Origin of the sequence: Flavobacterium limicola (assembly GCF_003634755.1) — a bacterium.
In the GTDB taxonomy this organism is placed as follows: domain Bacteria; phylum Bacteroidota; class Bacteroidia; order Flavobacteriales; family Flavobacteriaceae; genus Flavobacterium; species Flavobacterium limicola.
In genome coordinates, this window is sequence record NZ_RBXA01000006.1 from 42,573 (window position 1) to 58,894 (window position 16,322).

Annotated in this window: 13 protein-coding genes and 2 tRNA genes; 10 read left to right on the top strand and 5 right to left on the bottom strand. The window is 34.8% G+C overall.

Annotated features, from left to right (window positions below):
• The first annotated feature begins 16 nt into the window (after positions 1-16).
• Both BC952_RS14430 and BC952_RS14435 read left to right on the top strand, forming a co-directional pair.
• The gene (locus BC952_RS14430; protein WP_121366288.1) at positions 17-1,237 is read left to right on the top strand and encodes a bifunctional folylpolyglutamate synthase/dihydrofolate synthase; all 1,221 of its coding nucleotides are present in this window, start codon (positions 17-19) and stop codon (positions 1,235-1,237) included.
• A gap of 86 nt (positions 1,238-1,323) precedes the next feature.
• Positions 1,324-1,398 (top strand) — tRNA-Val (locus tag BC952_RS14435).
• 182 nt (positions 1,399-1,580) lie between these two features.
• Here the strand turns inward: BC952_RS14435 and BC952_RS14440 are convergent.
• Together BC952_RS14440 and gldJ are read right to left on the bottom strand one after the other, a co-directional pair.
• Positions 1,581-2,864, bottom strand: coding sequence for a UDP-N-acetylmuramoyl-tripeptide--D-alanyl-D-alanine ligase (locus tag BC952_RS14440; protein ID WP_121366289.1), 1,284 nt, complete (start codon positions 2,862-2,864; stop codon positions 1,581-1,583).
• A 66-nt stretch (positions 2,865-2,930) separates the two neighbouring features.
• Positions 2,931-4,625 (bottom strand): gliding motility lipoprotein GldJ, encoded by a 1,695-nt coding sequence (gldJ, locus tag BC952_RS14445; protein WP_121366290.1) that lies wholly within the window; start codon positions 4,623-4,625, stop codon positions 2,931-2,933.
• Between the two features lie 214 nt (positions 4,626-4,839).
• Here gldJ and porU point away from each other — a divergent pair, with 214 nt between their 5' ends.
• From porU to BC952_RS14470, 5 genes are all read left to right on the top strand, one after another.
• The gene (porU, locus tag BC952_RS14450) at positions 4,840-8,670 is read left to right on the top strand and encodes a type IX secretion system sortase PorU (RefSeq protein WP_121366291.1); all 3,831 of its coding nucleotides are present in this window, start codon (positions 4,840-4,842) and stop codon (positions 8,668-8,670) included.
• A gap of 37 nt (positions 8,671-8,707) precedes the next feature.
• Positions 8,708-9,904, top strand: a complete 1,197-nt coding sequence (gene porV / locus BC952_RS14455; RefSeq protein WP_121366292.1) for a type IX secretion system outer membrane channel protein PorV — start codon at positions 8,708-8,710, stop codon at positions 9,902-9,904.
• A gap of 74 nt (positions 9,905-9,978) precedes the next feature.
• On the top strand, positions 9,979-10,461 hold the full coding sequence (cdd, locus tag BC952_RS14460) for a cytidine deaminase (protein ID WP_121366293.1): 483 nt from the start codon (positions 9,979-9,981) through the stop codon (positions 10,459-10,461).
• A gap of 142 nt (positions 10,462-10,603) precedes the next feature.
• On the top strand, positions 10,604-11,602 hold the full coding sequence (gene pdhA / locus BC952_RS14465; protein ID WP_113637949.1) for a pyruvate dehydrogenase (acetyl-transferring) E1 component subunit alpha: 999 nt from the start codon (positions 10,604-10,606) through the stop codon (positions 11,600-11,602).
• A gap of 7 nt (positions 11,603-11,609) precedes the next feature.
• Entirely contained in the window at positions 11,610-13,265 is a 1,656-nt protein-coding gene (locus tag BC952_RS14470) for a pyruvate dehydrogenase complex dihydrolipoamide acetyltransferase (RefSeq protein WP_121366294.1), read from the top strand.
• Positions 13,266-13,321: 56 nt separating this feature from the next.
• Here the strand turns inward: BC952_RS14470 and BC952_RS14475 are convergent, their stop codons facing one another.
• Positions 13,322-14,563 (bottom strand): glycosyltransferase, encoded by a 1,242-nt coding sequence (locus BC952_RS14475; protein ID WP_121366295.1) that lies wholly within the window; start codon positions 14,561-14,563, stop codon positions 13,322-13,324.
• Positions 14,564-14,674: 111 nt separating this feature from the next.
• Here BC952_RS14475 and BC952_RS14480 point away from each other — a divergent pair, with 111 nt between their 5' ends.
• Positions 14,675-15,256 (top strand): MiaE family protein, encoded by a 582-nt coding sequence (locus BC952_RS14480; protein ID WP_091173449.1) that lies wholly within the window; start codon positions 14,675-14,677, stop codon positions 15,254-15,256.
• Positions 15,257-15,336: 80 nt separating this feature from the next.
• On the opposite strand, the gene BC952_RS15160 is transcribed toward BC952_RS14480, so the two are convergent.
• Positions 15,337-15,636, bottom strand: a complete 300-nt coding sequence (locus tag BC952_RS15160; RefSeq protein WP_121366296.1) for an OmpA family protein — start codon at positions 15,634-15,636, stop codon at positions 15,337-15,339.
• Between the two features lie 40 nt (positions 15,637-15,676).
• Here BC952_RS15160 and BC952_RS14490 point away from each other — a divergent pair, with 40 nt between their 5' ends.
• A complete protein-coding gene (locus BC952_RS14490) occupies positions 15,677-15,859 on the top strand; it encodes a hypothetical protein (RefSeq protein ID WP_121366297.1) in 183 nt (60 codons plus the stop codon).
• Positions 15,843-16,067, top strand: a complete 225-nt coding sequence (locus tag BC952_RS14495; protein WP_167445803.1) for a transposase — start codon at positions 15,843-15,845, stop codon at positions 16,065-16,067. Before BC952_RS14490 ends, BC952_RS14495 begins: the two co-directional genes overlap by 17 nt.
• Before the next feature lie 163 nt (positions 16,068-16,230).
• On the opposite strand, the gene BC952_RS14500 is transcribed toward BC952_RS14495, so the two are convergent.
• Positions 16,231-16,316: transfer RNA gene (locus tag BC952_RS14500), tRNA-Leu, on the bottom strand.
• Positions 16,317-16,322: the final 6 nt, after the last annotated feature.

A 16,322-nucleotide genomic window follows, 5' to 3' on the forward strand; every position in this document is an offset into this window, starting at 1 on the left:
CTATTTAATAACAAAAATGAACTATCAGGAAACCATAAATTGGATGTTTAACCAACTCCCGATGTACCAACTTCAGGGCGCTTCGGCCTATAAAAAAGATTTGACCAACACGCATTTACTGATAGCTCATCTTGATAATCCACAAGAAAAACTTAATTGCATTCATGTTGCAGGAACCAACGGAAAAGGCTCGACATCACACATGTTTGCGTCCATACTTCAAGAAGCGGGTTATAAAGTTGGATTGTACACTTCTCCTCATTTAAAGGATTTCCGGGAACGTATAAAAATCAACGGAAAGGATATATCTGAAGAATTTGTTACTGACTTCATCAATGAACACAAAAGTTTTTTTGAGTCCAATGACATGAGTTTTTTTGAAATGACCGTTGGACTAGCCTTCGATTACTTTGCAACAGAAAAAGTAGACATCGCTGTTATTGAAGTGGGCATGGGCGGACGATTGGACGCCACCAATATCATAACTCCATTAGTTTCGGTGATTACCAATATAGGATTGGACCACACACAATTTTTGGGAAATACATTAGAAGCCATTGCTTTCGAAAAAGCGGGAATTATCAAACCCAACATTCCTGTAATAATAGGAGAATACACTCCTGAAACGAAACCTGTTTTTTTGGCCAAAGCCAAAGAATGCAATTCGGAAATTTATTTTGCTGCTGATTTGATTTCAGAAACCTATCCTTCTGACTTAATTGGTGATTATCAAATACACAATAAAAAGACGGTACTACAAACCATCTCGGTTTTAAATAGTCAGAATGAATTTAAAATCACTTCAGAAAATACAAAATCCGGTTTACTAAATGTGGTAAAAAACACCGGACTTCAAGGAAGATGGCAACAATTGAATGAGTTCCCAAAAGTTATTTGCGATACCGCACACAACAAAAACGGACTGGAAATTGTTTTGAATCAAATCCAAAAAGAAGATTTTGATACTTTACATATCGTTTTAGGAGTTGTAAATGACAAAGATTTAGATGAAATCCTGCCTTTATTCCCTAAAAAAGCCATCTACTATTTCTGCAAACCTAATATTCCTCGCGGGCTGGATGTTCTAATTCTAAAACAAAAAGCGGCTAGCTTCGACCTAAAAGGCGAAGTATATAATTCTGTTTCAGAAGCTTACCAAAAAGCACTGAAAAATGCAGAGATCACTGACTTTATATACATTGGAGGAAGTACATTTGTGGTCGCAGAAATTTTATAATTTTTTTATTTTTTTTCTTGCAAATACCAATTCTAGTTGTATATTTGCACACGCAATAACGGAAACGAAAGTAACCAAATTGTTTAGGGCGATTAGCTCAGCTGGTTCAGAGCACCTCGTTTACACCGAGGGGGTCGGGGGTTCGAACCCCTCATCGCCCACAAGAAACTCCATTAGAAATAATGGAGTTTTTTTATGCTTACTATTTTTGAATTGATACAAAAAAAATAAAACCCAACAAAAAAGTGAGTCGTAAGTATTTTAATTAGCATGCTCTCTAAATAAGAATGCAATCACCTATACTGTGATTGCATTCTTATTTTAAACCATACACAAAAAAGCGCTATATAAGTTCCAAGGCGCGTTCTAATGCCATTCCTCGCGAGCCTTTAATTAAAATTGTACTATTACTTAATTTCGTTTTTGAAAAATCATTTGAAAAAGTTTCAAACGTATCGTAGAACCAAAAATTATCTTTCTCTATTTTATTTTCATAAAATGCGGATCCCACAAAGTAACATTTTACATTTTGACTATTTGATAACATAGTAACAATCCCTTTATGCTCATCTAAACTTTCACCACCAAGCTCAAACATATCTCCAATAATAATGACCTTATTAGCACTCTCTAATTGTAAAAAATTCTCAATAGCCACAGTCATGCTGCTCGGATTGGCATTATAAGCATCCAGAATGATTTGATTTGTTCCTTTAGACAGAAGCTGCGATCTGTTGTTTTCAGGAATATAACTTTCCAAAGCCTGTTTAATTGCAACATCATCTACTCCAAAATACTTGCCGATAGTAAGTGCCGCATTTATGTTGTTTGCATTGTATAACCCTATTAAATGCGATTTTATTATACGATTAGAGTAACTAATCTCAACAAAGGGATTCGCCTTTACAGCTGTTATATTTACATCTGCATTTTCTCTATTTATACCAAAAGAAAAGAACTTTAATGCCTTCGCCTTTTCAACCTGAATTAAGTCCTCCAGATTTATAAAAGCGAGCTTGTTATTTACCGAAAGATATTGATACATCTCACTTTTCCCTTCAATAACACCTTCAACCCCACCAAAACCTTCTAAATGAGCTTTACCAAAATTAGTGATATAACCATAATCTGGCTTTGCTAAATCACACAGAAACTCAATTTCTTTTTTATGGTTCGCCCCCATTTCAACTATACCAATTTCAGTCTCCGCATTAAACGAAAGCAGCGTTAGTGGTACTCCAATATGATTGTTCAAATTTCCAACAGTCGCCTTAGTATTATATTTTTTAGATAGAACAACATGAATAAGTTCTTTCGTTGTTGTCTTACCGTTACTTCCCGTAAGAGCAATAATAGGCAATTTCAAAAACTCGCGATGGTATTTTGCCAATTCTTGTAATGCTATTAGACTGTCGGTAACTAAGATCGTTCTGTTATCAATGTAACATGATTCATCATCAATTATTACATAAGAGGCCCCCTTTTCCAACGCTTCTTTTGCAAAACTATTAGCATCAAAATGGTCTCCTTTTATGGCAACAAATAAAGAATTTAGTACAATTTTTCGTGTGTCTATCGAAACCGAATTACACTTTAAAAACAAATTATGAATGTCTTTGATATCCATTTGAAACGATTTAAAAAAACAAAAGCCCTAATCAAAGGGCTTTTGTTCTAATTTTATATAAAAAAATTAATTTCTTGGTGATTTTCTTTTTTCAGCTTTTGGACCTACTCTAGACATTGCACATCTAAAACCTATATAATCTGTTGCCATGTCTTGAGGGAAATATCTTCTTTGAGCTGGATCAAGCCAATATGCTCTATCTCTCCAAGAACCACCTTTATAAACTCTTACGTGATCATTAATCAAAGTAGATCTTTTATTTGAGGCATCATATTTCCTAACCATTTTGCCTAAACTATCAGTTGTTACATTATGTCTAGGAGAATTATACATGGATTTTTCTTGTTTAGATTTTTCATCATCTGAATCGGAAGATCCAAAATTATAATATTTAGTTGACTGCTTGTCTCCATCTCTATAATTGATATTATCACTTTTATCAAAATTCTGTCTTAAATAAGTTTCTTGCTCATCAACAGGAACTTGCGCAATCTCTCCAGGTAAGTTTCTAGCTATAATTCTACCGTTACTTAAAGTGTCATATTGAATATTATCTTTAGTAACAATTTCAATTTTACCATCTGCACCAATTTTATTTTTAGTGTATAAATTCCCTCTAAAATAATTAAAATCGTTTGCTTCATTGTCTACAATTGGTCTGTATACATCGGCAACCCATTCAGCAACATTTCCAGCCATGTCATACAACCCAAAATCATTAGGCGCGTATTTTTTCACTTCATTAGTAATATCAGCACCATCATCTGACCATCCTGCTATTCCTCCGTAATCACCATTTCCTTGTTTGAAATTGGCCAATTGATCCCCTTTACTTTGTCTTTTTCCAGAGCGAGTATACCCGCCAGACCAAGGGTATTTTTTCTGACCTTTATATGTATTATACTCTCTTTGACCTACATCTGCAGCAGCAGCATATTCCCATTCAGCTTCGGTAGGAAGTCGATATTCCGGCAAAACAATCCCAGAAGATCTTTGTGCATATACATTTTTTTCTTCTGTAATTTTACCGTCTTTATCTGCTTTTGGAGCTTTAGCCTTTTTAGAACCTCTTCCTCCTTTTAATACAATCTCTTCATTACCACCAAAAGTACTTGTAGGAGATTTCAAATATGTCTCCGTACTGAAAGAACTTTCTGCACTTACATCTGTATTTTTAGCATTCTTTTTCAGGTATCCGTTTTTTTCTAAAACCGCTTCGTTTACACGATCAGTTCTCCACTTACTGAATTCAACTGCTTGAATCCAATTCACACCTACAACTGGATATTCTGCATAAGAAGGATGTCTTAAGTAATTATTGGTCATAGTTTCATTATAACCCAACCTATTTCTCCAAACTAAAGTATCGGGAGAAGCTCCTTCGTATATGTTTTTATAATTTTCCTCACTAGGTGGGAACACCATTTTCAACCAATCCAAGTATTCTAAATACATAAAATTAGTCACCTCAGTTTCATCCATATAAAAGGATTGAACATGTTGTTGAGTTGGAGCATTATTCCAATCATGCATGACATCATCCTGCACTTTACCCATAGTAAAAGTTCCACCTTCTACAAAAACCAAACCTGGTCCTGCTTCTTGTTTTTTATTACTTAAGCCTGCTTTTTTGCCATCAACATTCCAACCTGTTGCTCGTGATGAATTTTTAGAGCTAGATTTTTTACTGCAACTAGCCAAACCGACAATCAATATAATTGATAACATCAATCGTAAGACCATAATTTTCTTTACTTTCATACTCTTTAGTAGGTGATAATTTTTGAAGCCGCAATATAATAATTAAGATTTAATCTGCAACATCCTTTTTTTAATAAATAATTACAACTGAATTCCATTTTATATTTGTATAAACATGAACGCAAATTTATAATATTTATTATTTATAATTACGTTAAATGATTTATTTTTACTCAATAATTATTCAATACCTTGAACCACGATTTACAAAACAATGAGAAAAACACTTCTGCTATATTTGACATTAATTCCTTTTTTTTCATTTGCTCAAATTAAAGGGGATGCTGTTATTGAATGGTTAGGCATAAAAGAAATGTCTTATGGCAATTTCAAAGTAAATATCCCCCAATTTTCAGGTAATAGTTTTCATTATGATGCTTCCAAAAAAATTCTTTCTCATACAATTAAATTAAAAGAGGTACCCTATTTTAACGAAAACAAAATTCAAATCACTAATATCATTTATGAAGCGATTACACTTTCTGAGCTTGGTGATTTAGCCCCCGAAAATATCCCAAAAACAACTAATCCTACCATTATTGTTTCTGCTTCGAGAGACATCAGAGAAGCTTTTGTCACTATTTCTCCGATAATAAAAGACGATTTTGGATTCAAACGTGTCAAATCCTTTTCTTATGAAGTAGAAAATAATAATTCTAGAATCTCACAATTTAACAAAACGGCCAATAGTATTTCTAACTCTGTATTGGCAAATGGCAATTGGTTTCAATTTTATATCGAAAAATCAGGCGTGTATAAAATATCCAAGAGCTTCCTGCAGCAACTGGGACTTGATGTAAACACTATTGACCCAAGGAAAATAAAAATCTATGGCAATGGCGGAAGCATGCTACCCTTAACAAATAGTATTTACTATCCAAATGACTTGGCGGAGAACGCTATTCAAATTACTGGCGAAAGTGATGGTGTTTTCAATAATGAAGATTACATTCTTTTTTACGGACAAGGAGTTGACGGTTGGAACGAAGAAAGCAAAACTCATGTCAATTTGTATGATGACAAATCCTATTATTACATTACTGCACAGGGTTCAGACGGAAAAAGAATTACCCCTTTAGCTCAAGCTACCGGAAACAGTACTGTGACTTTAACTACTTTTGACGATCATCAGTACCACGAATTGGACCTCGTTAATATTGTGCGTCTGGGCCGTCAATGGTTTGGGGAATCTTTTGAAGTCAAAGACGAACAGGAATTTGATTTTGTTTTCCCCAACATTGATTCTTCAGTTCCAGTAAAAATTATGATGACAGCCGCTTCAGCCGCATTAACCCCAACCTCTTTTAATGTTATTGCAAACGGAAATACAACTGGTACTATTTCATTTCCAGCTCTTAACAGCAATTCAGAAACCGAATTTATTTTAGGATTTTTACCCAATAACTCGAATTTTACTGGAGCCGAAAACATAAAAATAAAATTAAAATACAACAACAATGGGGTTCCAGGTTCCAAAGGATTTTTGGACAATATTAGACTTATTGCCAAGAGAAAACTTCAAGGCTACGGAAAACAATTTCATTTCCAATACGATCAATCTGTTTCGAGTCTAGGAATTGCAAACTACGAAATTTCGAATGCGACCGGCATTACTCAAATTTGGGACATTACTGAAACTGATAATATAACCAAAGTCGATAACTTAAATCAAAACACATTAAATTTCAAAACAAATCTGGGAGAACTCAGAAAATACATTGCTCTAGACGCATCCGATTATTACACGCCATTGAAAGACAGCAAAACAAAAATTAAGAATCAAAATCTAAAAGGCACAATATTTAACAATGGACAAGGCCAATTTCAGGACATTGATTATGTAATTATTTCGCCATTTTTTTTAGCCAATCAGGCAGAAAAATTAGCTAATTTTCACAGAAACCATTCCAATTTGAATGTAAAAGTGATTACTTTAGAATCGATATATCAGGAATTTTCTTCGGGAAAACAAGATATTGCCGCCATAAGAAACTGTATCAAATACATTTATGAAAATGCATCGGCACCGGACAAAAGAGTGAAATATATCAATCTTTTTGGTGATGCTTCTTACGATTTTAAAAATAGAATCATAAACAATACCAATGTTGTTCCTATATATCACTCCTTAAATAGTAGCACAACAGGAGAATCCTCTTTTGCCTCTGATGACTTTTTCGGATTAATGGATCCGTCGGAAGGGAATATTGTATCCTATTTTGGAGGAATCGATATTGCTGTGGGAAGAATGTTGGTCAACGACACCAAACAGGCTGATGAAATGGTAAACAAGGTAATTGAATACCACGATTTAAAATCTTATGGCAGCTGGAGAAACAACTTTGTATTAGTTTCCGATGATTCTGATTTATCTTCGGATGCCACTTTACAAAACAGACAAAACCTCCTTGCCGATGCAATTGCTTTGCAAAAACCATTTTTGAACGTGAATAAAATCCTGTTAGACTCTTACGTACAGGAAGCTTCAGCAGGAGGTTCAAGATATCCTAAAGCCCGAACCGATTTTTTTAACGCCTTTGAAAAAGGAGCTTTGGTATTTAATTATTTAGGACATGGTGGTGAGGATGGACTGTCAAGTGAACGGATTTGGGAAAAATCAGATGGACAGAACTTGATTAATCAATACAAGTATCCATTATTCATAACTATTACTTGTGAATTCTCTCGCTTTGACAATCCCTTTAGACCAACAGCGGGAGAATACACGTACTGGAACTCAAAAGGGGGAGCTATTTCCATGATTACTACGATACGATCTATCGGTCAGTTTAGCGCAGAAAACTTTAATGATACTTTTACAAAAAATCTATTATCATATGGTTCAAGCCAATACACATCAATCGCGGAAGCACTAAGAATCTCAAAAAACAGCAATCCAAATTCAGCGACAAATGTTGTTTTTTATATTGGTGACCCAGCCTTAATGCTTGCTGTAGCGAAACCAAAAATCAGATTGACAAAAGTAAATGATATTGATGTTACCCAACCCATAGACGATTTTAAGTCATTATCTAAAATTAAGTTAAACGGGGAAGTTACTGATGAGAATAACAATCCATTAACAAATTATAACGGAGAAGTTTCTACTATAATTTTTGACAAAACTATTTCAAGAACAACCAATAACAATGACGGAAATAGTCCAGCCTTTAATTTTAATATTCTAGGGGAAACTATATTTAGAGGAAATGCATCCGTTACAAATGGAAAATTTGAATTTAGCTTCGTTGTACCCCGAGACATCAGAATTCCTTTGGCTAACGGAAGAATTAGTTTTTATGCCAAAAAAAACCAAGTATTGCAAAACGAAACAGGTTATGATTCCAGCATAAAAATAGGCGGAATAAATGAAAATGCAACTGCAGACAATATTAGTCCAAGAGTTAAGTTATATATGAACGATGAAACTTTTGTTTCCGGCGGAACAACAAACGAATCCCCATTTCTTGTTGCCTTACTTGAAGATGAAAATGGAATAAATACAGCTAGTGGAATAGGCCACGACATTGTTGCTATTTTAAATGGAGATGTGAGTAACCCATTTATTTTAAATGATTATTATCAAACAAAACTGGATGATTTTACAAGTGGAACGCTTCGATTTCCATTACGCAATTTAGCTGCGGGATTACATACTATAACATTCAAAGCTTGGGATGTTTATAACAACCCGATAACTGCCGAAATACAATTTATTGTAGTTGGTGATGAAACAATAACATTAACACATGTATTGAATTATCCCAACCCATTTGTCAGGTATACAGAATTTTGGTTTACACATAACAGGCCTTATGAACCACTTGAAGTACAAGTTCAAGTAATGACAATAACAGGCAAAATAGTTTGGACAAAAAATCAAATTATAACAACCGAAGGTTTTTTATCCAAAGAAATCACTTGGGATGGCAAAGATGATTTTGGAGATAAAATAGGAAAAGGCGTTTATGTTTATAAACTTACCGTCAAATCAAGTTTGACAAACAAAAAAACTGAAAAATTTGAAAAACTTGTAATACTTTAATAATATACTATATTTGTCTAATAAAATTCCTATGATAATGAAAAAAATAGCTTTGACTTTCGTCTGTTTCTTTGCAATTTCTTTTGCAATAGCACAGGACAGAGTCCTAAATCCTGGAGTTCCGTTTTTATTGGTTGCTGCAGATGCAAGAGCAGCTGGAATGGCGGACATTGGAGTGGCAACATCTGCAGATGCATTTTCTCAACAATGGAATCCAGCAAAATATGCTTTTGCAACAGATGCACAAGGATTTTCGATCAGCTATACGCCTTATCTTACTGATTTAGTAAATGACATTTCATTAGGACAATTCACTTATTACAACAAACTTAATGAAAGAAGTGCATTTGCAGCGAGTATTCGATATTTTGGTTTGGGTGAAATTGAACTAAGACAGGATGCAAATGATGAACCAAGAATAGTTTCTCCAAACGAGTTTGCTATTGATGGATCTTATTCATTAAAACTAAGTGAAAAATTCTCTATGGCAATCGCAGGACGATTTATTAATTCCAACCTGAAAGTACCTTCTGAGGGTAATGATGCATCATCCGCAAGTTCATTTGCTGTTGATGTCGCTGGTTTTTACCAGTCTGAAGAAATAGCCTATAATGAATTCAACGGAAGATGGAGAGCTGGGTTTAATATTCAAAATTTAGGCCCAAAGATTAGTTATGATAATGATGATTTAAACAACAACTTCCTACCTGCTAATTTAAAAATAGGAACTGGTTTTGATTTTATTTTAGACGATTTCAATAAGGTTTCCTTAAATGTTGAATTTAATAAATTGTTAGTACCAACTCCTCAAATTCCAGGATCGCCAGTTGACACCAACAATGATGGTGATTTTAATGATCCTGAAGACATAACTCAAGCTGAACAAAATGCACAGACCTCAAAAAATTACCGTTCTATTGGATGGACATCCGGGGTTTTCAAATCATTTGGTGATGCTCCTGATGGATTCAGCGAAGAATTAAAAGAAGTCACTTATGCTGTAGGCGCCGAATATTTGTACCAAGATTCCTTTGCAATGCGTTTGGGATATTTTCACGAAAGTCCGCTTAAAGGAGCTCGACAATTTTTATCGCTTGGAGCAGGTTTCAAATATAATGTTGTCAAAGTAGATGTTTCGTATTTATTCTCGGCATCAAAAGTAAAAAACCCATTAGAAAACACCCTGCGCTTTTCACTTACCTTCAATTTTGGAGATAAATATGACGAATATTAAACATAAATAAAATCCACAAATAACAATCCAAACTTCAACACTATGAAGTTTGGATTTTTTTTCCTTAAAAAAGTATGAAAGAAATAACAATTACCACTCAATTCAAAGTATTCGATTCTGTTCAAGATTTACCAAATGACATTCAGGATTTAATGACGCAAGCTGTTGAAGTACGAAAGAATGCTTATGCTCCTTATTCCAAATTCAGAGTTGGAGTTGCAATTTTTTTAGACAATGGAAAAATTGTACTTGGTTCCAATCAAGAAAACGCAGCTTATCCGTCAGGGCTTTGTGCAGAACGTGTAGCTATTTTTTATGCAGGAGCAGTTTATCCGGAAGCCAAAATTTTAAAAATGGCAATTACAGCTGCATCGGACACGAACCAAACTACGGCTCCAATTCCGCCTTGTGGATCTTGCAGACAATCAATTGCAGAATATGAAATTCGACAAGAGACCCCTATCGAAATCTATTTTATGGGAGAAATTGGCGAAATTTACAAGTCGGAATCTCTGAAAAATTTACTCCCATTTATGTTCGATAAAAAATTCTTGTAAAAATTCCAAAAATTGCCTATTAAATTTTAGTTCTTACTTGGAATGTCTTATTTTTGCATTTCGCAAATTTGTGGGAGGAAACTATTTTGCGTTATAGTACAAATTGATAATACAATAACACTTTAGCAAAAGAAAAATTCAGATGAAAGAAGTTACAAAAGAAGTATATTTAAAGTGGTATGAAGATATGCTGCTTTGGAGAAAGTTTGAGGACAAACTTGCAGCATTATACATCCAACAAAAAGTTAGAGGTTTTCTACATTTATATAATGGTCAAGAAGCAGTATTAGCTGGTGCATTGCACGCTATGGACTTGACAAAAGACAAAATGATTACTGCTTACAGAAATCACGTTCAACCAATAGGTATGGGAGTTGATCCTAGACGCGTGATGGCCGAACTTTTAGGAAAAGTTACTGGAACTTCAAAAGGTATGGGTGGTTCCATGCACATCTTTTCAAAAGAACACCGTTTTTATGGTGGTCACGGAATTGTAGGAGGACAAATTCCTGTAGGTGCAGGATTAGCTTTTGCAGACAAATATTTTGAAACTGGCGGTGTTACTATGACCTATTTTGGTGATGGTGCAGCACGTCAAGGATCTTTACACGAAGCTTTTAACATGGCTATGTTATGGAAACTTCCAGTTGTATTTATTGTTGAAAACAATGGATATGCAATGGGAACTTCTGTAGAAAGAACAGCCAATCATACTGATATCTGGAAATTAGGTTTAGGGTACGAAATGCCATGTGGACCAGTTGACGGAATGAATCCTGTAAAAGTTGCTGAAGCAATGACTGAAGCAATTGACAGAGCACGTCGTGGAGACGGACCAACTTTCTTAGAAATGAAAACATACCGTTATAGAGGTCACTCTATGTCGGATGCACAATTATACCGTTCGAAAGAAGAAGTAGAAGAATATAAAAAAATTGATCCAATTACTCAAGTTTTAGATGTAATTAAAGATCAAAAATATGCTACAGAAGAAGAAATCGAAGCAATAGATCAAAGAGTAAAAGATTTAGTGGAAGAATGTGTAACATTTGCCGAAGAATCTGAATACCCTCCTATTCAACAGCTATACGATGTAGTATACGAACAAGAGAACTATCCATTTTTACCTCATAAACTATAAATCAATTATGGCAACAATAATTACAATGCCTCGTTTGAGCGATACAATGACGGAAGGAACGGTAGCGACTTGGCTAAAAAAAGTAGGTGATAAAGTAAGTGAAGGTGATATCCTTGCAGAAATTGAAACCGATAAAGCAACAATGGAATTTGAGTCTTTCAATGAAGGAACACTTTTACACATAGGAATCCCTGCAGGTGAAACTGCACCAGTTGACTCTTTATTAGCAATTATAGGAACAGAAGGTGAAGATATTTCAGCTTTATTAGCCGGAAAACCAGCTGATGTAGCTCCAGCTAAAGAAGAAACAAAAGTTACTGAAGAAACAGCAACTACCCCTGAAGTTACTAAAGTTGCAGCACCTGCAACAGCTTCATTACCAAAAGGAGTTGTGGTTATCACCATGCCTCGTTTGAGCGACACTATGACCGAAGGAACTGTAGCGACTTGGTTGAAAAAAGTAGGCGATGCTGTTGCTGAAGGTGACATTCTTGCTGAAATCGAAACTGATAAAGCTACAATGGAATTCGAATCTTTCAACGAAGGAACTTTACTATACGTAGGAATCGAAGAAGGAAATACTGCGCCAGTTGATAGCCTTTTAGCAATCATTGGACCTGCAGGAACTGATATCAGCGGAATTGCTGAAAACTATAAAACTGGCGGAGCGCCACAAGCTGCTCCTGAAGTTGCAGAGGAAAAAGAAGTTGCTTCAACAGAAAAAGCTTCGGAACCAGTCGCTCAAGAACCATCAACTGATGGTCAAAGAATTTTAGCATCACCATTAGCAAAGAAAATTGCAAGTGACAAAGGGATCCAATTGACACAAGTAAAAGGTTCTGGTGAAAACGGACGTATTGTAAAAAGCGATATCGAAAACTTTACCCCACAAACTGCAGCTGCTCCGGCGCCGACAACTGCAACTACACCAGCAAAAATAGAAACTGTTGCTGCTGCAAAACCATTTGTTCCAGCAGGAGAAGTTCTCACAGAAGAAATCAAGAATTCGCAAATGCGAAAAATCATAGCGAAGCGTTTAGCAGAATCTTTATTCACAGCTCCACATTACAATTTAGTAATTGAGGTAGCAATGGATGAAGCTATGAAATCTAGAACTATCATCAACAGCGTTCCTGACACAAAAGTATCGTTTAACGATATGGTGATCAAAGCGTGCGCAATGGCTTTGAAAAAACATCCAAAAGTGAATTCACAATGGAGAGAAGATTCAATTCTTATCAATCACCATGTGAACATAGGAGTTGCTGTAGCTGTTGAAGACGGATTAGTAGTTCCAGTATTACGTTTTACAGACGCTATGAGTTTATCTCAAATTGGCGGAAGCGTAAGAGATCTTGCAGGAAGAGCTAAGAACAAAAAATTATTACCTACAGAAATGGAAGGAAGTACTTTTACAGTTTCTAATCTAGGAATGTTTGGTATTACAGAATTCAATTCTATCATTAATCAACCCAATTCTGCAATCCTATCTGTAGGAGCTATTGTAGAAAAACCGGTTGTGAAAAATGGCCAAATTGTTGTAGGAAATACAATGACGTTATCTTTAGCTTGCGACCACAGAACAATTGATGGCGCAACTGGAGCTCAATTTTTACAAACATTGAAACAATTTATAGAAAACCCAGTTACGATGCTTGCGTAATATCTAGGATTTTAAAACACAAATCCCGTCTTGTTTCTAAAACTTGACGGGATTTTTTATTTATTTTTCTCCTCAATCCAACGGGACATATATTTGGTGCTTTTCAAAGTATGATGTTGCAATATGGAACCCATAAAATTATTTAATCGATGTTGCTGTAAATTAGAGCATAAAAATTCTATTTTAGTACTAAAGTCAGTTTCGAACAAACCTTTAGAATATCGTTTATTGACAATCTCAATTCCGTTTTTTTTGGCTTTACCCCAAATTGTTTTGTCTTGATACAATTGTACTGCTCTATCGACAAAATCAGCTACATCATCCGTAATAAAACCATTCCAAGGCAAATCACCATGCATGGATTCTGAGCCAATGAAAGTCGTGACACTTGGCGTTCCGCATTGCATCGCTTCTAATAATTTCCCTTTAATACCTGCACCAAAACGCAAGGGAGCTAAAACCACTAGTGCTTCCTGAACTACTTCTTGAGCATCAATCGCTCTTCCCATGATTAAAAAGCTTTCTTTCTTGTTATGTAATTGCAGTACTTTTTGTGAAGGATAAGCGCCATACACATTCAACACAGCTTCTGGCAGACTTTTTTTAATTAAAGGCCAAATTGTATCTTTTAAATATTGAACCGCATTCCAATTAGGCTCATGAAGAAAATTTCCAATAAAAACAAAGCCTTCTCGTTCTTCAAAAGTCGGCAATTCCTGCATTTGGGCACCGTCAATCGGTTCCAACAAAAAAGGCAAATAGTACAATAAAGATGGGTCAATTTTAAATACAGACTCTAGTAATTCCATTTCAAATTCGGAAATCATCAAAGACAAATCACAACGCAAAATACTGGCAATTTCCCGTTTTGCAATCTCTTCAACAAACAAATCAGTAGTCTTAAAGAGACGGTTTTCTTTGAATGCTTTCTGGCGAGAAAATCTTAGACAATGCAAATCTTCGGTATCTAACAATCGTAACGCATCCGGACAATTTTCGGCAACGCGCCAACCAAATTGTTCTTCCATCATAAAACGATCAAACAAAACTACTGATGGATTTAATTCTTTTATAAAAAAATCAAAACTGGAATTATTAAGTTCAATTGATTTCTTATCAACTTCGTATTCTTGTAAATCAACCATGAAATCACTGTTTTGAGCAGGGCTGGCAAACGTAACATTAAAACCTTGTGCTTTAAAAAGTGAAATCAGCTGCATCATCCTTCCTCCTGCTGCGGACGAATTAGGTTCTGGCCATACAAAACCGATAATTAAAAGCTTTTGAACTTGATTCATAGTATTATAAAATTTCAATTGCAAAATAATGCTATTTTGAGTTCAATCTGGTCATTTGGACAAAAAATAGATTAGAAAACACTAATTTTGTTCTAAATAAATTTCAGTATCATGTTAGGATTAAAATTAGCCACAGACCCTCGTTGGGTAAATATAGTTGAATCGAATATAGAAGAAATCTTGACGGATCATGCTTGGTGTGAACAAAAGGCAGCATCAAATGCGATAAGCCTAGTTACTTATAACTCCGAATTAGAAGAATTAGTAACCGAAATGTTAATCATTGCAAAAGAAGAATTAGATCATTTGCAATTAGTTCATAATTTAATCAAAAGCAAAGGATTGACTTTAGGTCGAGAAAGGAAAGATCATTATGTAAATGAACTTTTTAAATTTATGAAAAAAGATGGCAGTCGAAAAGATGCTCTTTGCGATCGATTGCTGTTTTCTGCTATGATTGAAGCAAGAAGTTGCGAACGGTTTAAAGTTTTATCAGAAAACATAAAAGATATTGAACTGGCTACTTTTTACAGAGATCTAATGATTTCTGAAGCGGGGCATTACACTACTTTTCTGGGATTTGCACGAAAATACGCTGACAATATAGATGTAGACAAACGCTGGAAGGAATGGATTGAATTTGAAACTTCGATAATCACAAACTATGGAAAACAAGAAACTATCCACGGTTAGATAAAAAATATAATATCAAATTAAACAAAAACAGGATGCTTTTCGGTATCCTGTTTTTTGTATACTCAAAATCCAGTACATTATTTTACAATCATAAACTCAGAGCGTCTATTTAAGGCGTATTCTAATTCTGTGCATTTATCTTGACAATCAATTTTTGGTAGTGATTCACCGTATCCAGAACCTAAAATCCTGTCCGAATTGATACCTTTAGAAATAATATATGCAACAGTAGATTGCGCTCTTCTCTCGGATAAATCTAAATTATATTCATCCGTTCCTCTGGAATCATTATGCGCTTTTACATAAATTTTGATTGCATCTCTTCTTATTATGCCGTTAACGGCAAAAATTTCAATACCAACACAAAGAATTTCCAAGTGATTTTAAAATCTGGAATCAAAAACCATACGCTAAAGAATGATTCCTGGAACCAAAGCCGATACTGTAATTGCAATTATTAAAAAAATCCATCATAAACAGCGAAAACTTGTCATGAAAATCACCTTGAATGTGGCAGGAAACATGAGTTTGATTACCAAGAAATGTCTCCCAATCTTCAAAAGAAAACAATCTGAACCAGAACTTGCCGAACATCTTTGAAAAGACAACTGATAAAATAATTGTATCTTCCAAATTAGCCAAATGGCACGAAAAGGTAATTCAATCCAGGTTCAAGTCATTCAAAACAATATCTCGAACGACAATAAATCATTACCAAACCATATTTAACTATTTTAATAACAGAACTACCAATGCCTCTACAGAATACTTCAATACCAAACTAAAAGTTTTTAGAAGTCAATTTTGAGGAATTAAAAATATAGAATTCTTTCTTTTCAGGCTAACCTATATTTATACTTAATTTTTATCGCTCCACAGGTTTTGAGATAGATACAAAAAAAATATCCCAAAGTATTTTTATCGTAAAAATAAAAAAACTTCAGCCAGCGTTAGCCAGATGAAGTTTTTTGTACTCAGAGCGGGACTTGAACCCGCACGAACATTGCTGTTCACTGGATTTTAAGTCCAGCGTGTCTACCAATTTCACCATCCGAGCATTTTG